Origin of the sequence: Actinomadura livida (genome assembly GCF_014648675.1) — a bacterium.
In the GTDB taxonomy this organism is placed as follows: Bacteria; Actinomycetota; Actinomycetes; order Streptosporangiales; family Streptosporangiaceae; genus Spirillospora; species Spirillospora livida.
Map to the genome: position 1 here is coordinate 157053 of NZ_BMRO01000002.1, position 20226 is coordinate 177278.

17 protein-coding genes and 1 pseudogene are annotated in these 20226 nt (G+C 75.1%); 12 read left to right on the forward strand and 6 right to left on the reverse strand.

What is annotated here, in order from left to right; genetic code table 11:
- Positions 1-231 (forward strand): annotated as a pseudogene (locus IEZ03_RS37540) (short-chain dehydrogenase); the annotation flags it as partial.
- A 133-nt stretch (positions 232-364) separates the two neighbouring features.
- Positions 365-769 (forward strand): ChaB family protein, encoded by a 405-nt coding sequence (locus IEZ03_RS04025; protein WP_184884179.1) that lies wholly within the window; start codon positions 365-367, stop codon positions 767-769.
- Between the two features lie 42 nt (positions 770-811).
- Here the strand turns inward: IEZ03_RS04025 and IEZ03_RS04030 are convergent, their stop codons facing one another.
- On the reverse strand, positions 812-1792 hold the full coding sequence (locus tag IEZ03_RS04030; RefSeq protein ID WP_184884181.1) for a helix-turn-helix transcriptional regulator: 981 nt from the start codon (positions 1790-1792) through the stop codon (positions 812-814).
- 111 nt (positions 1793-1903) lie between these two features.
- Between IEZ03_RS04030 and add the strand changes: the two genes are divergently transcribed.
- The 3 genes from add to IEZ03_RS04045 all read left to right on the forward strand — a co-directional run bounded on the left by add (position 1904) and on the right by IEZ03_RS04045 (position 4652).
- Positions 1904-2929, forward strand: a complete 1026-nt coding sequence (add, locus tag IEZ03_RS04035; protein ID WP_229807999.1) for an adenosine deaminase — start codon at positions 1904-1906, stop codon at positions 2927-2929.
- A 111-nt stretch (positions 2930-3040) separates the two neighbouring features.
- Positions 3041-3838: an FAD-dependent thymidylate synthase gene (gene thyX / locus IEZ03_RS04040; protein ID WP_184884182.1), complete on the forward strand. Its 798-nt coding sequence runs from the start codon at positions 3041-3043 to the stop codon at positions 3836-3838.
- A 115-nt stretch (positions 3839-3953) separates the two neighbouring features.
- On the forward strand, positions 3954-4652 hold the full coding sequence (locus tag IEZ03_RS04045) for a dienelactone hydrolase family protein (protein WP_229808000.1): 699 nt from the start codon (positions 3954-3956) through the stop codon (positions 4650-4652).
- A gap of 25 nt (positions 4653-4677) precedes the next feature.
- Here the strand turns inward: IEZ03_RS04045 and IEZ03_RS04050 are convergent, their stop codons facing one another.
- Complete coding sequence (locus tag IEZ03_RS04050; RefSeq protein WP_221480713.1) at positions 4678-5082, reverse strand: PaaI family thioesterase; 405 nt, start codon at positions 5080-5082, stop codon at positions 4678-4680.
- A 108-nt stretch (positions 5083-5190) separates the two neighbouring features.
- Here IEZ03_RS04050 and IEZ03_RS04055 point away from each other — a divergent pair, with 108 nt between their 5' ends.
- On the forward strand, positions 5191-5991 hold the full coding sequence (locus tag IEZ03_RS04055) for a helix-turn-helix domain-containing protein (RefSeq protein ID WP_184884186.1): 801 nt from the start codon (positions 5191-5193) through the stop codon (positions 5989-5991).
- Between the two features lie 4 nt (positions 5992-5995).
- Here IEZ03_RS04055 and IEZ03_RS04060 read toward each other — a convergent pair whose 3' ends face one another.
- Complete coding sequence (locus IEZ03_RS04060) at positions 5996-7123, reverse strand: globin domain-containing protein (protein ID WP_184884188.1); 1128 nt, start codon at positions 7121-7123, stop codon at positions 5996-5998.
- Positions 7124-7671: 548 nt separating this feature from the next.
- On the opposite strand from IEZ03_RS04060, the gene IEZ03_RS04065 reads away from it, so the two are divergent.
- The 3 genes from IEZ03_RS04065 to IEZ03_RS04075 all read left to right on the forward strand — a co-directional run bounded on the left by IEZ03_RS04065 (position 7672) and on the right by IEZ03_RS04075 (position 10274).
- A complete protein-coding gene (locus IEZ03_RS04065) occupies positions 7672-8424 on the forward strand; it encodes a gamma-glutamyl-gamma-aminobutyrate hydrolase family protein (RefSeq protein WP_184884190.1) in 753 nt (250 codons plus the stop codon).
- A gap of 91 nt (positions 8425-8515) precedes the next feature.
- Positions 8516-9496, forward strand: coding sequence for an alpha/beta hydrolase (locus IEZ03_RS04070; protein WP_184884192.1), 981 nt, complete (start codon positions 8516-8518; stop codon positions 9494-9496).
- Positions 9477-10274, forward strand: coding sequence for an enoyl-CoA hydratase/isomerase family protein (locus tag IEZ03_RS04075; RefSeq protein ID WP_184884194.1), 798 nt, complete (start codon positions 9477-9479; stop codon positions 10272-10274). Before IEZ03_RS04070 ends, IEZ03_RS04075 begins: the two co-directional genes overlap by 20 nt.
- Positions 10275-10322: 48 nt before the next feature.
- Here IEZ03_RS04075 and IEZ03_RS04080 read toward each other — a convergent pair whose 3' ends face one another.
- Positions 10323-11504: an acyl-CoA dehydrogenase family protein gene (locus IEZ03_RS04080; RefSeq protein ID WP_184884196.1), complete on the reverse strand. Its 1182-nt coding sequence runs from the start codon at positions 11502-11504 to the stop codon at positions 10323-10325.
- A 186-nt stretch (positions 11505-11690) separates the two neighbouring features.
- Here IEZ03_RS04080 and IEZ03_RS04085 point away from each other — a divergent pair, with 186 nt between their 5' ends.
- The gene (locus tag IEZ03_RS04085; protein ID WP_221480714.1) at positions 11691-13124 is read left to right on the forward strand and encodes an aldehyde dehydrogenase family protein; all 1434 of its coding nucleotides are present in this window, start codon (positions 11691-11693) and stop codon (positions 13122-13124) included.
- Positions 13125-13130: 6 nt separating this feature from the next.
- Here IEZ03_RS04085 and IEZ03_RS04090 read toward each other — a convergent pair whose 3' ends face one another.
- Positions 13131-13700: a TetR/AcrR family transcriptional regulator gene (locus IEZ03_RS04090; protein ID WP_132046315.1), complete on the reverse strand. Its 570-nt coding sequence runs from the start codon at positions 13698-13700 to the stop codon at positions 13131-13133.
- A 168-nt stretch (positions 13701-13868) separates the two neighbouring features.
- On the opposite strand from IEZ03_RS04090, the gene IEZ03_RS04095 reads away from it, so the two are divergent.
- A complete protein-coding gene (locus IEZ03_RS04095) occupies positions 13869-17084 on the forward strand; it encodes an acetyl-CoA carboxylase family protein (RefSeq protein WP_184884198.1) in 3216 nt (1071 codons plus the stop codon).
- A 27-nt stretch (positions 17085-17111) separates the two neighbouring features.
- Here the strand turns inward: IEZ03_RS04095 and IEZ03_RS04100 are convergent, their stop codons facing one another.
- Positions 17112-17906: an SDR family NAD(P)-dependent oxidoreductase gene (locus IEZ03_RS04100; RefSeq protein ID WP_184884200.1), complete on the reverse strand. Its 795-nt coding sequence runs from the start codon at positions 17904-17906 to the stop codon at positions 17112-17114.
- A gap of 250 nt (positions 17907-18156) precedes the next feature.
- On the opposite strand from IEZ03_RS04100, the gene IEZ03_RS04105 reads away from it, so the two are divergent.
- Positions 18157-20175 (forward strand): HelD family protein, encoded by a 2019-nt coding sequence (locus IEZ03_RS04105; RefSeq protein ID WP_184884202.1) that lies wholly within the window; start codon positions 18157-18159, stop codon positions 20173-20175.
- The last annotated feature ends 51 nt before the right edge of the window (positions 20176-20226 follow it).

The following is a 20226-nucleotide window of genomic DNA, read 5'->3' on the forward strand; positions in this document are numbered from 1 at the left end:
GACGTCCCCAACTTCGCGATCTCCGAGTCCCCGGTGTTCGTCGGCCGCGCCGCCGCCGCGCTCGCCGCCGACCCCGACCGGGCGCGCTGGAACGGGGCGTCGCTGTCCAGCGGCGGGCTCGCGAAGGTCTACGGGTTCACCGACGCCGACGGCAGCACTCCCGACGCCTGGCGCTACATCACCGAGGTGGTGGACGCCGGACGTCCCGCTGACGTCACCGGATACCGCTAAGAGGACATGCCTCTGGAAGGCCCGCCCTCCGCACGGCCGCCGGCGATCCCCGGATCGCCGGCGGCCCCGCCCATTACGCCGGTTTGAACGGAATCCGGTCGGTTATGGCGGCGAGCAGACGGAAGGAGGAGCCATGCCGAAGACGACCAAGAGCGGCAAGCCGCGGAAGGAGGAGCTTCCCGGCACGCTGCAGCGCTCCCCGAAGGAGGCGCAGGAGACGTTCGCCAAGGCCCACGACTCCGCGGTCGAGACCTACGGGGAGGGGCAGCGCGCGCACCGCACCGCCTACTCCGCGCTCAAGCACAAGTTCGAGAAGCGCGGCGACCGGTGGGTCCCCAAGAAGCGCAAGGGGCCGTCCGACCAGCGGGCCAAGGACCCGGACGCCCGCCGCGGCAGCGGCCGGAGCGCCGGCGGCGTGGACGTCGAGGGCAGCAGCAAGCAGGAGCTCTACGACCGCGCGGCGGGCCTCGGCGTCCGGGGCCGCTCGAAGATGACCAAGCAGGAGCTGGGCGAGGCGATCGCGCGCAAGCAGGACTGACGGCCCTCCCCCCGAAGGCCGGGCGGCCGGACGCCGGGGCGCTCAGTCCCGCGGCCGGGAGGCGTACAGCCGGGCGAGCCTGGCCGCGCCCTCCGCCATCCGCTCCCGGAGCGCCGGCGGGGCCAGGACCTCGGCCTCCGGGCCGAGCCGCATCAGCTGGGAGGCGGCGACGTCCAGCGACTCGACCGGGAGCGTGGTCACCACCCATCCCGCCTCGTCGGGCTCCCCGGCGTCCTCCACCGCCCGGCGCGCCGCGTACGGCTCGACGGCGTACCGCAGGATCCGCCTTCCGGCGGGGGACAGCCGGACGGTCACCTCCGCGCGCAGGATCGACCGCAGGAACTCCGCCGCCTGCTCCCGCCAGTGCGCGGCGAGGTCGAACCCCTCGTCGCGGTCGAAGACGTCCCCGGTCGGCCGGACGTCCGTCACCCGGTCCACCCGGTAGGTGCGCGGCGCGCCCGCGACCCGCGCGACCAAATACCAGGTGCCGCTCTTCAGGACGAGCCCGTACGGCTCGGCCTCCCGCGCGACCTCGGCGTCCCCGCGCCGGTAGCGCAGCTCGACCCGCTCGTCCTCCCAGACGGCCCGCGCGAGGTCCCGCAGCAGCGGCGGCGGGCCGGCCGCGCCGAACCAGCCGGGGGCGTCCAGATGGAACCGCTGGTTCGCGCGCGACGGGGCGTCCCGCAGGGACGCGGGCAGCGCCGCCAGCACCTTGAGCTCGGCCGCGGCCACCGCGTCGCCGCGCCCCATCTCCCCGGCCGGGCCCGGGAGGCCGGACAGGAACAGCGCCTCCGCCTCCTCGCGGGTGAGGCCGGTCAGCCGCGTCCGGTACCCGCCCACCAGCCGGTACCCGCCGCCGCGCCCCTGGTCGGCGTACACCGGGACGCCGGCCGCCGACAGGGCCTCCATGTCCCGGTAGACGGTGCGCTCGGAGACCTCCAGCTCCCGCGCCAGCTCGCCCGCCGTCATCGTCTCCCGCGACTGCAGGAGGAGCACCATGGAGATCAACCGAGCGGCCCGCACGACTCCCATCCTGCCGCACCGGAACACCGTCCCGGGTGTTTCTGACAATCTTGTGGCAGATTTCACGGATTTGCCTGTCGCGGCGGACCGGGCGGCTGTTAGCTTCGCGGCGTGCTGACCGAAACCACACCCATCGAGGCGTTCATCGACGCCCTGCCGAAGGTCGAGCTCCACGTCCACCTCGTGGGCTCCGCCTCGGTCCCCACCGTCCTCGAACTCGCCCGCCGCCACCCCGACGGACCCGTCCCGGTGGACGAGCGGGAGCTGCGCGCCTTCTACGAGTTCCGCGACTTCCCCCACTTCGCCGAGGTGTACGAGGCCGTCTCCAACCTCGTCCGCACCCCCGAGGACGTCGGCACCCTCGTCCTCGGGACCGCCCGCGACCTCGCCGCGCAGAACGCCCGCTACGTCGAGCTGACCGTCACCCCCTACACCCACCGGCGGGCCGGGATGCCGATGCCCGCGATCACCGAGGCCCTCGACCACGCCGCGCGCGAGGCCCGCGACCGGCACGGCATCCGCGTCGCCTACATCTTCGACATCCCCGGCGAGTTCGGCGCCGAAGGCGCCCGCGGCACGGCCGACCACGCCCTCGGGCACCCGCCGGAGGCGCTCGTCGGGTTCGGGCTCGGCGGCATCGAGCAGTGCCGCCCGCCGCACCGCGACGCGTTCCGCGACGCGTTCGCCGCCGCCCGCGCCGCGGGGCTGCGCAGCGTCCCGCACGCGGGGGAGATGACCGGCCCGGAGACCATCTGGGAGGCGATCGAGGGGCTCGGCGCCGAGCGCATCGGCCACGGCTTCAGCTGCCTGGAGGACCCGCGCCTCGTCGCGCACCTGCGCGAGACGCAGCTGCCGCTGGAGGTCTGCCCCACGTCCAACCTCCGCACCGGGCAGGTCGCCGACCTCGCCTCGCACCCGCTGCCGCGGATGCTGGAGGAGGGCCTGTTCGTCACGCTGAACAGCGACGACCCGCCGATGTTCGACACCACCCTCACCGGCGAGTACCGCGTCGCCGCCGAGGTCTTCGGCCTGGACCGCGCGGGCCTGGCGTCCCTCGCCCGCAACGCCGTCCACGCCTCCTCGCTGGACGAGGAGGGCCGCCGTGCCATCCTCGCCGACATCGACGCCCTGGCCTGACGAGCCCCGCTCGGATCCGGGCATGCGCGGCCGCGGCCTCCGCACCCCAGGTCGCGGCCGCCGGATCCTGGTGGTTTCCTAGGGACGACGTAACGACCCGTGGGGGGAAGAGTGAAGAGCGTTGAGCCCGAGGTGTACCTCGTCGCACGGCCCGAGCTGGACTACGACGAGGTCGCCCGGTACCTGCGGGACGTGGGCGGGGAGAGCTGGCTGGAGCGGCTCGACCGGGGCGACCTGGACGAGGAGCTGAACGACCCGCAGGCCCTGGCCGAGTTCGCCGGCCGGCTCTGCTACCGCTCGTGGGAGCCGGGCCTCAACCCGAACGTGGTCAAGGTCCGCACGGACTCCGGCCAGTACCTGGAGAACATCCTGCGCAGCCTGCACGGCTCGGTGCTGGAGCACGTCAGCTTCAGTTTCGTCCTGCACAACGTGAGCCGGGTGCTGACCCACGAGCTGGTACGGCACCGTCCCGGTGTGGCCATCTCGCAGGAGTCGCTGCGCTTCGTCCGCCTCCAGGACATCCCGTTCTGGTTCCCGGAGTGGGCCCGCGAGGATCCGGAGCTGATGAAGCGCGCCACCGCCATGCTGGAGCAGATGGAGGAGTTCCAGGGCTGGATGGCGGAGCACTTCGGCCTGGACGACGAGGGCGTGCCGTTCAAGGAGAAGAAGCACAAGACCTCGTTCATGCGCCGGTTCGCCCCCGAGGGGGTCGGCACGGGCCTGGTCTGGACGGCCAACGTCCGCACGCTGCGGCACACCCTGGAGAACCGCACCGCTCCCGGTGCCGAGGAGGAGATCCGCCTGCTCTTCGGCAAGATCGGCGAAGTGATGCGCAAGGAGGCCCCGGACCTGTTCGGCGACTACGTCGTCGAGGACGGCGCCTGGATCCCCAAGTGGCGCAAGGTCTGACCACCCCGAGCGGCGCCTGCCCGAACGCCGCAGTGGTCCGGGCAGGCGTTTGGGTCTAGGCGCAAGGCGTGCCGGTGGGGGAGTGTTGGACGCTATGTCGGACATCGTGATTCCCGTGGGTGAGCGGGAGCTGCCCGGGTACCTCGCCGTCCCCGGGGGAGCCGGGCCCTGGCCCGGGGTAGTGATCGTCTTCGAGGCGCTGGGGAACACCGGGGACATGCGCGCCCAGGCGGACCGGTTCGCCGCGAACGGGTATCTCGCCGTCCTGCCGGACCTCTACGACGGGGCCCCCTGGGTGCGCTGCGTCACCAAGGCGATGCGGGAGATGCGGGCCGGCCGCGGTGCGGCGTACGACCACATCGAGGCGGCGCGGTCCTGGCTGGCGGGCCGGGACGACTGCACCGGCGACGTGGGCGTCTGCGGATTCTGCATGGGCGGCGGGTTCGCGCTGGTCGCGGCGGCGAAGTACGACTTCAAGGCCGCCGCGGTCAACTACGGCATGCTGCCGCGCCGGCCGGAGGAGGCGCTGCGCGGCGCGTGCCCGGTCGTCGCGAGCTACGGCGCCGCCGACCCCTCGCTGCGCGGGGCGGCGGGCAAGCTGGAGCGGGCGCTCGCCGGGTCGGGCGCCGCGCACGACGTGAAGGAGTACCCGGGGACCGGGCACTCCTTCATGACCGAGTCCGCGCTGCCGGGGCCGCTCGGCCCGGTGGCGAAGATCGCGTTCGGGATGGGGCGGGGCCGGGAGAACGCGCCGGACGGCTGGAACCGGATCTTCGCCTTCTTCGACGGCCACCTCAAAAAATCTACAATGTAAAGGCGCCGGCCAGTGGCGAGCCGCCTCACGCGAGCAGGACGGCCTGGGTCTGGGTCACCTGCGCCACGCGGCGGTCGGACGCGTCCAACAGGTCGGTCTGCACGACGATCGAGGTCCGGCCGGTGTGCAGGGGGCGGGAGACGCCACGGACCCGGCCGTCCTTCACGCCGCGGAAGAAGTTCGTCTTGGACTCCAGCGTCGTCGTGGACGTGTCAGGCGGCAGGTTGAGGAACGCGCAGACCGCGCCGAGGGTGTCGGCGAGGGCCATGAGCGCGCCGCCGTGCATGACGCCGCCGGCGGTGCAGCGGTCCGGGGTCCAGTCGAGATGGCCGGTGACCTCCTCGGGCCCGGCGGAGTCGATCGCCACGCCCAGCGCGCGGGCGAAGGGCATGGCGTCGGCGAGCTGGTCGGGTGTGAGCTCGGTGGTCAACGGGTCCTCCTCGGGTCGTCGGTGCCCACTCTGGCGACCGGCTCGGGGCCGCGTCCATTACCTCGGACGTCATCGTCCCCATGACGCGGTCCGGGTAGCGTCGGTGCGATGACGACGGCGCTGAGCGATGTGAGACCGATCGGGGAGCAGCTGCGCGCGTGGCGGCAGCGGCGGAGGCTCAGCCAGCTGGAGCTGGCGTCGGAGGCGGACGTGTCGACCCGGCACCTGAGCTTCGTGGAGACGGGCCGGTCGGCGCCGAGCCGGGAGATGGTGCTGCGGCTGGCCGAGCACCTGGACGTGCCGCTGCGCGACCGGAACCTGCTGCTGGTGGCGGCGGGGTACGCGCCCGTGTTCGACGAGACGCCGATGGAGGAGCCGAGGATGGACTCGGTGCGGGCGGCGCTGCGGCAGGTGCTGGAGGGGCACGAGCCGTACCCGGCCGTGGTCGTCGACCGCTTCTGGAACCTGGTCGACGCGAACGGCGCGGCCGCGTTCTTCATGGAGGGCGCGCCGCCGGAGCTGCTGGAGCCGCCGCTGAACGTGCTGCGGCTCAGCATGCACCCCGACGGGATGGCCCGGAACATCCTGAACCTGGCCGAGTGGCGCGCCCACATGATCGACCGGGTGCGGCGGCACGTGGCGCTGACCGCGGACGCGTCGCTCGCCCAGCTGCACCGGGAGCTGCGGAGCTTCCCGGGGGACGTGGGGGAGGCGATCGCGCCGCCCGAGGGCCACGAGGTGTTCGTCCCGCTGCGGATGCGGGTGGACGGCCGGGAACTGTCGTTCTTCAGCACGATCGCGACGTTCGGCACGCCCGTCGACATCACGGTCGCGGAGCTGGCGATCGAGTCGTTCTACCCGGCGGACGGGGCGACGACCGCGTTCCTGCGCGAGCGCGCCGGGTGGTGACCACTCAGTTCTCGGCGGCGAGCAGGTCGTGGTGGATGCGGGTGAGGGACAGCCCCTGCCGCTGCAGCGCGGTGACGGTCCGGCGGACGAGCGGGACGGGGCCCGCGACGTAGGCGTCGTGGTCCTGCCAGTCGGGGACGCCGTCCAAGTAGCCGGGCAGGATGTCGGGTATCCGGCCGTGCAGGCCGCCGGGCGGCGCGGGCGCCCCCGAGAGGACGGGGGTCACCCGCAGCCGCGCGCAGGCCGACTCCAGCCTCCGCAACGCGGGCAGGTCGTACAGGCCGTCCTCGGTGCGGGCCCCGACGAGCAGGCGGACGTCGCGGCCGGACGCGGCGGCATGTTCGGCGAGCGCCTTCATCGGGGCGAGGCCGGTGCCGCCGCCGATCAGGAGGAGCCCGCGGGTGGACCCGGGGGCGAGGGTCATGGTCCCGGTGGCCGGGCCGAGCAGCACGGTGTCACCGGGGGCGCAGTGTCGGACCAGCGCGCCGCTGACCCAGCCGGCGGGCCGGGCGCGGACGTGCAGGCGCAGCGTCCCGTCGGGCCGGGGCGCGTTGGCGATCGAGTAGGGCCGCCAGACGCGGGGCCAGCGCGCGGTCTGCACGCTCACGTACTGGCCGGGCAGGAAGGGCAGCGCCCGCTCGGGCCGCAGCGTGAGCACGGCGAGGTCGTGGGCGCGGCGGTCGTGGCCGGTGATCCCGGCGACCCACCAGGGCGGGTGCGCGGCGGCGTCCCGCTCGGCGGCGGCGATCATGGTCGCGGCGGCGGACCGGTAGGCGGCGGTCCAGGCGGCCTCCGCCTCCGGGGTCCACACGTCGGCGGCGAAGGTCCGCAGCGTCGCCAGCAGCGCGGTCTCGACGGCGGGGTAGTGCTCGCGCAGGACGCCGTACCTGCGGTGGTCGCGCCCCAGCCGGCCGAGGTGGCTGGCGAGCTCGGCCGGGTTGTCCTGGCTCCACACGATCCGCGTGAGCGCCTGGAAGAACCGGTCGTGCTGGGGGCCCATCGCGGGCGGGAACAGGGCGCGCAGCCGCGGTTCCCGCGCGAAGAGGCGGCCGTAGAAATAGCCGGTCGCGCCCGCGGGATCGGCGTCCAGTCGGGCGAAGCACTCCTTGAGCGTTCGCGTTTCCGGTGACATTCTCCAGCTCGCCCCCTCTGGGCTCCTGGCGCGGAATGTACGGGGATCGCGCGGTCGTCGAGGCGCGTCCGATGCCCGGCTTGCTGAGATTCTCGCATTCGTCCGCGCAGGTCATCAAACATGGCGGCCGCGCGGAGCGGAAGATGTCTCCGTGTGTAGTCGCGAGTGAATTCTCTGTGATCGGGTCACGGCGGAAAAGGGCACGCATACTGATCGGTACTCATCGGCGGCGGCGCCGGCCCGGGGACGGAGGACGCGAACGGGGTAGAAAACCACTACCGGGTGGAAGATTTCGGAATTCTGCTGGCCTCCGCCGCCCGGGAGGCCCTCCGGCGGCCCTCGCCGGGGGTGCCGCCGGGGGGCCGCCGCCGGGCCGGTCTCGCCGCTTCCGACTGCGGAGATCCGCCCCGTGCGGCAAGCTGGCCGGTAGGAGGCCGGGGGACGGGACGGCCCGGGGGCGGGTGGCGGCATGAGGGGCAGCCGAACGCGGCACACGGCCCATATCGGAGGTCGTCCCGCGGCCAACGCACGACAGAGGGGAACCGGGCATGTCAGAGGCCATCCGCGGGGGGCCGTCCCCGAACGCCGCCGGTGCCGGCGCGCCGCCGCTCATCGGCATCACCACGTATCAGGAGCCGGCCCGCTGGGGGATCTGGGTGCGCGAGGCCGCGCTCCTGCCGGTGCCGTACGTCCGCGCCGTCGAGCGGGCCGGCGGGATCCCGGTGATGCTGCCCCCGACCGCGAAGCTGCGCGGGGTCGACGCGCTGGTCGGGCGGCTCGACGGCATCGTTTTGGCGGGCGGCGGCGACGTGGACCCCGAGCTGTACGGGGCCGCCCGGCACGCCATGACGGGCCCGCCGCAGCCGCAGCGCGACCGGTTCGAGCTCGCGCTCGCCCGCGCGGCCGTGGACGCCGACCTCCCCTTCCTGGCGATCTGCCGGGGCATGCAGGTCCTGAACGTGGCCCGCGGCGGGGCCCTCGTCCAGCACCTGCCGGAGGCGGTGGGCCATGACGGGCACGCGCCGGAGAGCGGCCTGGTCGGCTCGCATCCGGTGCAGATCAGCGCGACCAGCCTGGTCGGCAAGATCATGGGCGACTCCGCCGACGTCCCCACCTACCACCACCAGGCGGTGGGCCGGCTCGGCAGGGGCCTGGCCGCGGTGGCCTGGGCCGAGGACCAGGTGGTCGAGGCCGTCGAGCTGCAGGGGCACCGCTTCGGCCTCGCCGTCCAGTGGCACCCGGAGGAGGCCGGCGACGGGCGGCTGTTCGACGCCCTGGTCGCCGAGGCCGCCGGCCGCTGAGCCCGGCGACCCCGGGCCGGCGGGGGTTGACCCGGCCGTTCCGGGGAAGTCGATCTGGTGGATCCCGCCGCTGACCCCCGGAGGCCGCCGCATGCCGCTGCACCCGCAGACCGTGAGCTTCCTGGAGTTCGTGGCCGCCTGGACGGCTCTGCCGCCCGGCGCGGGGGACCCGGCGGAACCGACCATCGAGGAGATGCGGCGGCGGGTCGCCGCGGTGCCGTCCCCCGAGGGACGCGAGCTGCCGGAGGTGCGCGACCTCACCGTGCGCGGCCCGGGCGGGCCCGTCCCGGTGCGGCTGTACCGCCCGGTGCCGCCGGGGGGCCGGCCGCTGCCCGCGGTCGTGTACCTGCACGGGGGCGCGTGGGTCCTCGGGGGCGTCGACGACGTGGACGCCGTGTGCCGCGACATCGCGGACGCCGCCGGATGCGTCGTCCTGAACGTCGGCTACCGGCTGGCACCCGAGCACCCGTTCCCCGCCGCCGTCGACGACGCCTGGGCCGTCGTGGCGTCCGTGGCGCGCGAGCCGCACCGGTACGGCGCCCTGCCCGGGGCCGTCGCGGTGGCCGGCGACAGCGCGGGCGGCAACCTCGCCGCGGCGGCGGCGCTGCTCGCCCGCGACCGCGGCGTGCCGCTCGCCCACCAGCTGCTCGTCTACCCGGTGACCGACACGGCCACGGACACCCCGAGCTGGCGGGAGTTCGCGTCCGGATACGCGCTGGACGCCGCGACGCTCGCCCGGTTCATGGGGCTCTACCGGGGCGGCGCGGACCGCGCGGACTTCCGGCTGGCCCCGCTGCGCGCCCCGGACCTCGCCGGCGCCGCCCCCGCGACCGTGATCACCGCGGAGTACGACATCCTGCGGGACGAGGGCGAGGCGTACGCGCGCCGGCTCGCCGCCGCCGGGGTGCCGGTCGAGCTGCGCCGCTACGACGGCGTCGTGCACTCGTTCTTCCTGCTCCCGGAGATCTTCGATGCCGGTGTCCGGGCGCGGGAATTCGCTGTGCGACGATTGCGCGCGGCATTCGACGCGCGGACGCGGGAGGCGAGCGGCCATGGGCAGCGGGCGGTATGACGGCTACGGGCGGCTGAAGATCGACTGGGCGGCGGACGGCGTGCTGCGGGTCGTGATCAGCACGCCCGGCAAGCTCAACGCGGTCGACACGACCGGGCACGGGGAGCTGGCGGAGATCTGGCGCGACGCCGACGCCGACGACGAGGTGCGCGCCGTCGTCGTGCGCGGCGAGGGCACGGCGTTCTCCGCGGGCGGCGACCTCGCCATGATCGAGGAGATGATGGTCGACCACGGCGCCCGCCGCCGCATCATGCGCGAGGCGCGCGACATCGTCATGAACGTGGTGAACTGCTCGAAGCCGGTGGTCAGCGCGATGCAGGGCCCGGTGGTGGGCGCGGGGCTGGCGGTGGCGCTGCTGGCCGACATCTCCGTCGCCGGCCGCACCGCGAAGATCATCGACGGGCACACGCGGCTGGGCGTGGCGGCCGGTGACCACGCGGCGATCGTGTGGCCGCTGCTGTGCGGAATGGCGAAGGCGAAGTACTACCTGCTGCTCAACGACGTCCTGACGGGGGAGGAGGCCGAGCGGATCGGCCTGGTCTCGCTGTGCGTGGACGACGGGGAGGTGCACGAGCGCGCCCTGGAGATCGCCGGCCGGCTCGCCGCCGGGCCCGCGGAGGCGCTGTCGTTCACCAAGCACGCGCTGAACAACTGGCTGCGCCTCGCGGGCCCGTCGTTCGACGCGTCGCTGGCGATGGAGTTCTTCGGGTTCAGCGGCCCGGACGTGCGGGAGGGCGTCTCGGCCATCCGGGAGAAGCGCCCGCCCAGGTTCGGCTGAGCCCGTCCCTCCCGCGCGTCCGCGGCGGTCGGTACGGTACGCGCGCGCTCAGTACGACTTGGGCAGTCCCAGCTCGTGCTGGGCGATGTGGGCGAGGACGAGTTCCTCGGCGACCGGGATGTTCTTGGCGATGCGGGCGTCGCGGAACATCCGGGAGATCGGGTACTCCAGCGAGTACGCCATGCCGCCGTAGGTCTGGAACGCGCGGTCGGCGGCCTGCCAGGCCGCGTCGGCCGCGGTGAGCTTGGCGATGTTGGCCTCCGAGCCGCAGGGGCGGCCCCGGTCCCACAGCCAGGCGGCCTTGTAGGTCATCAGCCGGGCCAGCTCCACCTGCGCCTTGACCCTGGCGAGCGGGAACGCGATGCCCTGGTTCGTCCCGATCGGCTTGCCGAACGGCGCCCGTTCGGTGGCGTACTCGCAGGCGAGGCTCAGCACCAGCTCGCCGGACCCGACGCCGCCCGCCGCGGCCAGGATCCGCTCGGGGTTGAGGATGTCCCACAGGACGGCGAACCCCATGTCGACCTCGCCGAGGACCCGCTCGGCCGGGACGCGGACGTCGTCCAGGAAGACCGTGCTGGACGCGACGGTGTTGGTGCCGAGCTTGGGGATCGGCTGGTAGGTCAGCGTGCCCTCGGCGACGGCCTCCTTGAGGTCCACCAGCAGGACGGTGAAGCCCGCCGTCCGGGGGCGCGCCTCGGCGGCCGGGACCGTCCGGGTGACGAGGATCATGTGGTCCGCGCGCTCGACCCCGGAGATCCAGATCTTCTGGCCGTTGACCACGAACGAGTCGCCGTCGCGGCGGGCGTGCGTGGAGATGTTGATCGCATTGCTGCCCGCGTCCGGCTCGGTGATCGCGAAGCAGGTCTCCAGCTCCCCGGACGCGATCTTCGGCAGGAACTCCTCCTGCTGCTCCCGAGTGCCGTGGCGGGCTATCGTCAGCCCGCCGAACGCGGGCGTCAGCAGGTACATGAACGACGCGGCGCCTCCCGCGCCGCCCTCGGCGAGGGCCTCGAGGGCGACCGCGAGCTCCAGCAGGCCCTGCCCCCCGCCCCCGAACTCCTCGGGGACGGCCAGCGCGTGCCAGCCGCCGGCGACCAGCTCCCGCCAGACCTCCTCGGGCCAGCGCTTGTCCGCGTCGCAGCGGCTCCAGTACTCCTGGTCGTACTTCCCCGCGATCGCCAGTACGCCCTCGCGCACCGCGGCCGCGCTCTCCGGCAGGTCGAAGTCCACCGCGCCTCCCTCGCACTCGGCTGTCGGGCCCCACGGTAGCCCATCGAGTAAGTAGTCACTGACATTCGGGGTCGGCCAATGAACGCCGCCGTCCCGGGTAGGCGACGCATGGAGGACCGAACACGTCGGCTGGGCGACCGCGGGTCCCGGGCGCGGCTCTGCCCGGGAGGAGACGAGGGAGCGATCATGCGACCGCGTGACAGGTGGATGCTCGCCGGGGGGCGCTGGAGCCAGGGTACCGGGGAGCGGATGTTCACGGTCACCGATCCGGCGGACGGCGATCCGCTCGGGGTGGTGCCCCTCTGCGCCGGCGGCGACGTGGACGCGGCGGTGGCGGCGGCCCGGGCCGCCGCGCCCGGCTGGGCGGCGGTCCCGGCGGCCGAGCGCGGCGCCGCCCTGCACGCCGCCGCGCGGGCCGTCGAGGCGGGCGCCGCCGAGCTCGCCGCGCTGGTGACCGCCGAGATGGGCAAGCCGTCCGGCGACGCGCTCGGCGGCGTCGAGGCCGGGATCGGGACGCTGCGCCAGTACGCCGAGCTGGGCCCGCTGCACGGCGGGCGCAGCCTGCAGGGCGGCTGGGACGCGGCGGACTTCATGGTCCGCGAGCCCCTCGGGACCGTCGCGGTGCTCACGCCGTGGAACGACCCCGTCGCGATCGCCTGCGGGCTGATCGGCGCCGCCGTGGTCACCGGCAACACCGTCGTGCACAAGCCGTCCGAGCGGACCCCGCACACCGGCGCCATGCTCGCCGAGCTGATCGCCGAGCGGCTGCCCGGCGGCGTCCTCAACCTGGTCACGGGCGACGCCGAGGTGGGCGAGGCCCTCGCCGGCCACGGCGGCGTGGACGTCGTGGCGCACGTCGGCTCGACCAGCACGGGCCGCCGCATCGCCGAGCTGACCGCCCGGACCGGGGCCAAGCTCCTGCTGGAGAACGGCGGCAGCGACCCGCTGATCGTCGACGCGGGCGTCGACCCGGCGTGGGCCGCCGGGCAGGCGGCCACCGGCTGCTTCGCCAACTGCGGCCAGATCTGCACCGCCGTCGAGCGCGTCTACGTGCACGCGGCAGTGGCCGCCGAGTTCCTGGACGCGCTCACCGCCCGGGCCCGCGCCCTGCGGATGGGCCCGGGCGCGGACCCGGCCACCGAACTCGCCCCGCTGGTGGACGAGCGGCACCGCGCCCGGGTCCACGAGCAGGTCGAGAAGGCCGTCGCGGACGGCGCGCGGCTCCGCACCGGCGGGCGCATCCCCGGGGGTCCCGGCTGCTTCTACCCGGCCACCGTCCTCACCGGCTGCACCGACGCCATGGCCGTGATGGCCGAGGAGACCTTCGGGCCCGTCGCGCCCGTCCGCACCGTCGCGTCCTTCGAGGAGGGCCTGGAGGCGGCGCACCGCACCCGCTACGGCCTCGCCGCGACCGTCCTCACCCGCGACCCCGCGCACGCCCAGGCGGCCTGGCGCACCCTGAAGACCGGCACCGTGAAGATCAACGCGGTGTTCGGCGGCGCCCCCGGCGGGGCCGCGACCCCGCGCGGCGCCAGCGGGCGGGGCTTCGGCTACGGCCCCGAGCTCCTCGACGAGATGACGGCCGTCAAGGTCGTCCACCTGAAGACCGTCATTCCGTGACGGCCGTCATGAAGAGGCGGCGACGTAGCGGGTCACCATGCGGGCGACGAAGTGGGCGAAGCGCTCCGGGGGGCCGGAGGGCAGCATGAGGTGGCTCATCGTCAGCCGCACCGCGGCGTCGGCGATCTCGGTGAGGGCGTCGCGGTCCAGGTCCGGCCAGTGCCGCAGCGCGTGCTCGGCGATCCGGGCGCTGGCGGTGAACAGCACCGGCTCGGCCTGCGTGGTGAGCAGCGGGAGCAGCTCGTCGCCGCCCGCGCCGGTCAGCACGGCCTTCTTGAGCTGGTCGTCCGCGGAGGTCTCCAGCGTGTACATGACCGCCGCGGTCACCGCCGAGTACAGGTCGTCGTGCGCGGACAGCGCCGCGTCGATGCCGTCGAGGTACCGCTCGTTGTCGCGGATCACGACCGCCTGCGCCAGGCCCCACTTGTCGCCGAACTCGTTGTAGACGGTCTGCCGGCTCACCCCGGCGGCCGCCGCGACGTCCCGCATCCGGACGCCGCGGTAGCCGCGCTCCACGAGCAGGGAGGCGGCGGCGTCCAGGAGGGATTCGCGGACGGAACGGCCGGCGGTGCCCATGAGTTCGTCGATCCTCCGGAGGTGAGCGCGGGGAGGCGGCCCTCCCGGACCATTATCACCCGGGCCCCCCGGCCGGTCACCGGCCGCCCGCCGGTCACCGGGACCCGGCCGCCTCTCTAGAGTGAGCCCCAGCCGAGGCGAGGGCGCGGAGCGAGGCGAGGAGGACGGGTGGGCGGGATCCTGGTGGCCAACCGGGGCGAGATCGCGCTGCGGATCGTCCGGGCCGCGGCGGAGCTGGGCCTGCGGACGGTCGCCGTCCGCACCCGCGACGAGGCCCCCGCGCCGCACGCCCGCCGCGCGGACGAGGTGCGGGTGCTGCCCGGCGAGGGGCCGGCGGGCTACCTGGACGCCGGCGCCCTGCTCGCCGCCGCGGAGGACGCGGGCGTCACCGCCGTCCACCCCGGCTACGGCTTCCTGAGCGAGAACGCGGCGTTCGCCGCGCGCTGCGCCGCCGCCGGCCTGACCTTCACCGGCCCGCGCCCCGAACTGCTGGAGCTGTTCGGCGACAAGACCCGCTCCCGGGCGCTCGCCCGGGAGGCGGGCGTGCCCGTGCCGCCCGGCACGGACGGCCCGGTGGGCCTCGCCGGCGCGGAGGAGTTCGCCCGCGAGCACGGGCCCGTGATGCTCAAGGCCGTGGCCGGCGGCGGCGGGCGCGGGATGCGCGCCGTCACCGATCCGGCCGGGATGGCCGCCGCGTACGAGCGGTGCCGGTCCGAGGCGCTCGCCTCCTTCGGCTCCGGCGACCTGTACGCCGAGCGGTACGTGCCGCGCGCCCGCCACATCGAGGTGCAGATCGCCGGGGACGGCACCGGCGCGGCCGTCCACCTGTGGGAGCGCGACTGCAGCGTCCAGCGGCGGCACCAGAAGCTGATCGAGGTCGCGCCCGCGCCCGCGCTGCCCGGGGACGTCAGGGACGCGCTGCTGGACGCGGCGCTGCGCATGGCCGCCCGGGTCCGCTACGACGGCATCGGCACCTTCGAATTCCTCGTCGCGGGCGGGGAGTTCTGGTTCCTGGAGGCCAACCCGAGGCTCCAGGTCGAGCACACCGTGACCGAGGAGATCACCGGGGTCGACCTGGTCAAGACGCAGATCCGGCTCGCGCTGGGGGAGGACCTCGCCGCCGTCGGCCTCGGCGGCGGGCCGCCCCGCGCCGCGGGCTGCGCCGTGCAGGTCCGGGTCAACACCGAGACCCTCGACGCGGACGGCACGCCGCACCCGCGGGCCGGGACGCTGACCGCGTTCGCGCCGCCGTCCGGGCCGGGCGTCCGCGTCGACACCTGCGGGTACGCCGGCTACCGCGCGAGCCCCCGCTACGACCCGCTGCTCGCCAAGGTCGTCGCCCGCGCGGAGGACCTGCCGTCCGCCGCCGCCCGCGCGCACGGCGCGCTCGGCGAGTTCGAGATCGCCGGGGTCGCCACCAGCATCCCGCTGCTGCAGGGCGTGCTGCGCCACCCCGGCTTCACCTCCGGCGGGTTCGACACGTCCTTCATCGCCGACCACCTGCCCGAACTGCTGGAGAGCGAGCACCGCCGCTACTACGTCGAGACCGTCCGGGACGAGGCCGCCGCCCCCGCCGCCGCGGTGCCGGACGCGCCGCCCGGCACGGTCGCCGTCCCCGCGCCCATGCAGGGCACGGTGGTGAGCGTGGACGTGGCCGAGGGCGACCTCGTGCGGGCCGGAGCGCCGGCTCTCGTCCTCGAAGCCATGAAGATGGAGCACGTCATCCACGCGGGCGAGGCGGGCATCGTGCGGAGCGTCGCCGCCGCGCCCGGCGACACCGTCGCGGAGGGCGCCCCGCTGCTGTTCGTGGAACCCGCCGAGGCCGGAGCCGGCCACGCCGCCGAGGACGCCGAGCCCGACCCCGGCGAGATCCGCGCCGACCTCGCCGAGACGCTGCGCAGGCACGAGACCGGCCTGGACGCGTCCCGTCCCGAGGCGGTCGCCAAGCGGCACGCGCGCGGCCGCCGCACCGCCAGGGAGAACATCGAGGACCTCTGCGACGACGGCACGTTCGTCGAGTACGGCGCGCTGGCCATCGCCGCGCAGCGGCGGCGCCGGTCCCTGGAGGACCTGATCGAGCGCACCCCCGCCGACGGCATGGTCTGCGGCGTCGGGGACGTCGCCGGCGCGCAGGCCGTCGTCATGTCCTACGACTACACGGTGCTGGCCGGGACGCAGGGCTACCAGAACCACCGCAAGACCGACCGGATGCTCGACATCGCCCACCGCCGCCGCCTGCCCGTGGTCCTGTTCGCCGAGGGCGGCGGCGGCCGACCCGGCGACACCGACACCTCGACCGTGTCCGGCCTGGACGTCACGACCTTCCACGCGATGGGGCGGCTCAGCGGCCGCGTCCCGTCCGTCGGGATCGCCGCCGGGCGCTGCTTCGCCGGGAACGCCGCGCTGCTCGGCTGCTGCGACGTCATCATCGCCACCCGCGACGCCAACATCGGGATGGGCGGCCCCGCGATGATCGAGGGCGGCGGGCTCGGCGTGTTCGCGCCCGAGGAGATCGGCCCGATCGGCGACCAGGAGCCCAACGGCGTCGTGGACATCGCCGTGGACGACGAGGCCGCCGCCGTCGACGCCGCCCGCCGCTACCTGTCCTACTTCCAGGGCCCGCGCGGCGACTGGACGTGCGGCGACCAGCGGACCCTGCGGAACGTCGTCCCGGAGAACCGGCTGCGCGCCTACGACGTCCGCCGCGCGATCACCCGCCTCGCCGACACCGGGTCGGTGCTGGAGCTGCGCCGCGCCTTCGGGGTCGGGATCATCACCGCGCTGGTGCGGATCGAGGGGCGCCCGCTGGGCCTCATCGCCAGCAACCCCGCCCACCTCGGCGGCGCCATCGACCGCGACGCCGCCGACAAGGCCGCCCGGTTCCTGCAGCTGTGCGACGCCCACGGGCTGCCCGTGGTGTCGCTGTGCGACACGCCCGGCTTCATGGTCGGCCCGGACGCCGAGCGGACCGCCACCGTCCGGCACTTCAGCCGCATGTTCGTGATCGGCGCGAACCTGCGCGTCCCGATCGTCACGATCGTGCTGCGCAAGGGGTACGGCCTCGGCGCGCAGGCCATGGCGGGCGGCGGGTTCAAGGCGCCGCTCGCGACCGTCGCGTGGCCCACCGGCGAGATCGGCGGCATGGGGCTGGAGGGCGCCGTCCGGCTCGGCTACCGCAAGGAGCTCGCCGAGGCGGAGGACCCCGAGGAGCTGTTCCGGACGATGGTCGCCGCCGCCTACGAGAACGGCAAGGCCCTGCACGCCGCCACGGTGTTCGAGCTGGACGACGTCATCGACCCCGCCGACACCCGCCGCTGGATCACCACCGCGTTCGCCTCGGCCCCGCCGCCCGGGGACGGCCGCCGCTGGATCGACACCTGGTGACGGCCGCGTCGTCCGCGCCGGGGGGCGTCAGCTCTCCAGCTGCTCCCGGGTCCACTCCTTGACCCCGGCGACGAACGCGTCGACGTCGGCGGCCTTGCCCGAGGCCATCTCGTGGAACCACCCCGGCACGTACTGCTCGAACCGGCCCTCGCCGAGGACCTCCAGGACGGCCGCGGCCACCTCCTGCGGCGGCAGGCCCTCGGCCACGTCGCTCAGCGGCTTCTCGTTGCCGGGCAGCGTGAACAGCTCGGTTCCCGCGATGAGCGCGGGCTGGACGACGTGCACCTCCACCCCGGTGCCGTCCAGGTCGACCGCCATGCTCTCCCAGAACGCGGTCAGCGCCGCCTTGGACGCCGCGTAGGCGGCCTCGTGCGGCGGCCCGAGCCGCGCCGCGACCGAGCCCACCGCCACCAGGTGGCCGTGCCCGCGCGCGAGCATCCCCGGCAGCAGCGCCAGCGTCAGCCGCACCGGGGACAGGTAGTTCAGCCGCATCACGTCCTCGGCCTCGGCGGGCGCCAGGTCCTGGACGCGGCGGCGCTTCGGCATGCCGGCGTTGTTCACCAGCACGTCCACGGCGCCGAACGCGCGCTCGACGTCCGCCGCGAGCCCGGCGACGCCGTCCAGGTCCGCGAGGTCGGCGACCCACATCGCCGAGTCCGGGGAGTGCTCGCGGCACCGGGCGAGCACCCGCTCCAGCCTGTCCTTGCGCCGCGCCACCAGCCCGACCCGGGCGCCGGCCCCGGCGAGCGCCTCCGCCACGACCGCGCCGATGCCGGACGAGGCGCCCGTGACCACCGCGGTCCGGCCGCTCAGCGTCACCATGCCATCACCATTCCGCTCTCCCCATGGCGCCCAACGTCACACACCGGCCCCCGCCCGGCAAGGAGGAGCGCCGCGCGCAGCCGCACCCGGCCGGAAAACCGGTGGGCGGGAACCGGGGCGTCCCGGTAGGCTCGCGTCTTTGTCCAGCCGCTCTCCTCGCCGCCTGCTTCCCGGCTGCGCTTCCTCGCCGCGCGCCGCCTGTAGTCCGCTCCCTCGCCGTCCGCTTCCTCGCCGCCGGAGGTGTGCCCGCATGCCCGCCGAGTCCGCCGTCCTAGCCGCCGAGCGCGCCCACCTGGCCGAGTCCCGCGCCGCGCTGCGCCGGATGCGCGAGCACGCCGAGAGCCTGTCCGCCGACGTGGCGGGCGACTGGGTGTCCGCGCAGTTCCTGGAGTCGCTGCTCGAACAGCGCGTCGCGGCGCTCGCCGACCACCCCGGCGCGCCGCTGTTCTTCGGGCGCATGGACCGCGACGACGCCGTCGGCGGCGGTGACAGCGGCGCCGGCGACCTGCCCGCGGTCATGTACGTGGGGCGGCGGCACGTCCACGACGGCGACGAGGGCCGCCCGCTCGTCCTGGACTGGCGCGCCCCCGTCTCGCGCGCCTTCTACCAGGCCGGGCCCGCGGACCCCATGGGCTGGCGGCTGCGGCGGCGGTTCGGGTTCAGCGGCGGTGAGCTGACCGCGTTCGAGGACGAGCCGCTGCGCGGCGGCGCGGCCGGCCCGTCCCGGATCCTGACCGAGGAGATCGAGCGCCCCCGGACCGGTCCGATGCGCGACATCGTCGCCACGATCCAGCCGGACCAGGACGAGATCGTCCGCGCGGACCTGCCCCGCACCGTGTGCGTGCAGGGCGCCCCCGGCACCGGCAAGACGGCCGTCGGGCTGCACCGCGCCGCCTACCTGCTGTTCACCCACCGGGAGCGGCTGGCGCGGTCCGGGGTCCTCATCGTCGGGCCGAACCGGGCGTTCCTCGGCTACATCTCGGCGGTCCTGCCCGCGCTCGGCGAGGTCGGCGTCGAGCAGGCCACGATCGACGACCTGCTCGGCGCGCCCACGGCGGAGGAGCCGGCGGAGGCGTCCGCGGTCAAGGGCGAGGCGCGCATGGCGGACGTGCTCCGCAAGGCGCTGTGGCTGCACGTCACCAAGCCCGCCGAGGGCCTCGTCGTCACCCGCGGGTCCGCCCGCTACCGGCTGGCCGACCACGAGGTGCGCGAGATCGCCGCAGCGCTGCGCGGCACGACCCGGTACGGCAGCGGCCGCGCGGCGTTCGCCCAGCGCCTCGCGCACCGGATCCTCGTCCAGATGGAGAAGCGCGGCGAGGCGCCGGACGACCGCGTCCAGGAGCAGGTGGCGCGCAGCAAGCCGGTCAAGCACGTCCTCGACACCGTGTGGCCGAAGGTCACCCCCGAGCAGGTCCTGTACCGGCTCCTGGCGGACCCCGCCTTCCTCGGCAGGGCCGCCAAGGGCCTCCTGGACGAGGCGGAGCAGGCCGCGATCCTGTGGCCCAAGCCCGCCCGGTCGCACCGCTCGGCCCGGTGGACCGCCGCCGACCGCGCCCTCCTCGACGAGCTGCGCGACCTGGTCGAGCGCACCGCCTCGCTCGGCCACCTGGTCGTGGACGAGGCGCAGGACCTGTCGGCGATGCAGCTGCGCGCCCTGGGCCGCCGGTGCGGCACCGGGTCGGCGACCGTGCTCGGCGACCTCGCCCAGGGCACGACCGCGTGGTCGGCGCGGTCCTGGAGGGAGGTCCTCGCCCACCTCGGGCAGGACGGGGACGTGACCGAGCTGACCCTCGGCTTCCGCGTCCCCGGGACCGTCCTGGACTTCGCCGCCCGCCTGCTCCCGCACATCGCGCCCGCGCTGGAGCGGCCGCGCTCGCTGCGTCCAGGAGCGGGCGCCCTCGAGGTGCGGCGCGTCCCCGACCTCGGCGCCGCCGTGGTGGCGGCCGCCCGCGAGGCCCTCGCCCGCCCCGGCTCGGTCGGCCTGATCGTGCCGGACGCGGCGGTCGCCGCCCACGCGGCGGCACTGGAGGCGGCCGGGCTGGAGCACGCCGTCCTCGGGCCCGGCCCGGGCGGCGGGACCCGGCTGCTCGTCGTCCCCGCGACGCTGGCCAAGGGCCTGGAGTACGATCAGGTGGTCGTCGCCGAGCCCGCCGCCATCGCCGCCGCCGAGGCCCGCGGCCTCGCCCGCCTGTACGTCGTCCTCACCCGCGCCGTGACCTCGCTGACGGTGCTGCACCGGGACGAGCTCCCCGCCGAACTGAACGGCTGAGGCTCCCGCCGCCCACCGCCGGACGGACACCGCGCACACGCCGCCGGCAAG

Bases quoted from the DNA above. Each gene is read 5' to 3' on its own strand.
- IEZ03_RS04025 (WP_184884179.1), top strand. From the start codon at position 365: ATGCCGAAGACGACCAAGAGCGGCAAGCCGCGGAAGGAGGAGCTTCCC.
- IEZ03_RS04055 (WP_184884186.1), top strand. From the start codon at position 5,191: ATGACGACGGCGCTGAGCGATGTGAGACCGATCGGGGAGCAGCTGCGC.
- IEZ03_RS04060 (WP_184884188.1), bottom strand. From the start codon at position 7,123: ATGTCACCGGAAACGCGAACGCTCAAGGAGTGCTTCGCCCGACTGGAC.
- IEZ03_RS04065 (WP_184884190.1), top strand. From the start codon at position 7,672: ATGTCAGAGGCCATCCGCGGGGGGCCGTCCCCGAACGCCGCCGGTGCC.
- IEZ03_RS04070 (WP_184884192.1), top strand. From the start codon at position 8,516: ATGCCGCTGCACCCGCAGACCGTGAGCTTCCTGGAGTTCGTGGCCGCC.
- IEZ03_RS04075 (WP_184884194.1), top strand. From the start codon at position 9,477: ATGGGCAGCGGGCGGTATGACGGCTACGGGCGGCTGAAGATCGACTGG.
- IEZ03_RS04085 (WP_221480714.1), top strand. From the start codon at position 11,691: ATGCGACCGCGTGACAGGTGGATGCTCGCCGGGGGGCGCTGGAGCCAG.
- IEZ03_RS04090 (WP_132046315.1), bottom strand. From the start codon at position 13,700: ATGGGCACCGCCGGCCGTTCCGTCCGCGAATCCCTCCTGGACGCCGCC.
- IEZ03_RS04100 (WP_184884200.1), bottom strand. From the start codon at position 17,906: ATGGTGACGCTGAGCGGCCGGACCGCGGTGGTCACGGGCGCCTCGTCC.
- IEZ03_RS04105 (WP_184884202.1), top strand. From the start codon at position 18,157: ATGCCCGCCGAGTCCGCCGTCCTAGCCGCCGAGCGCGCCCACCTGGCC.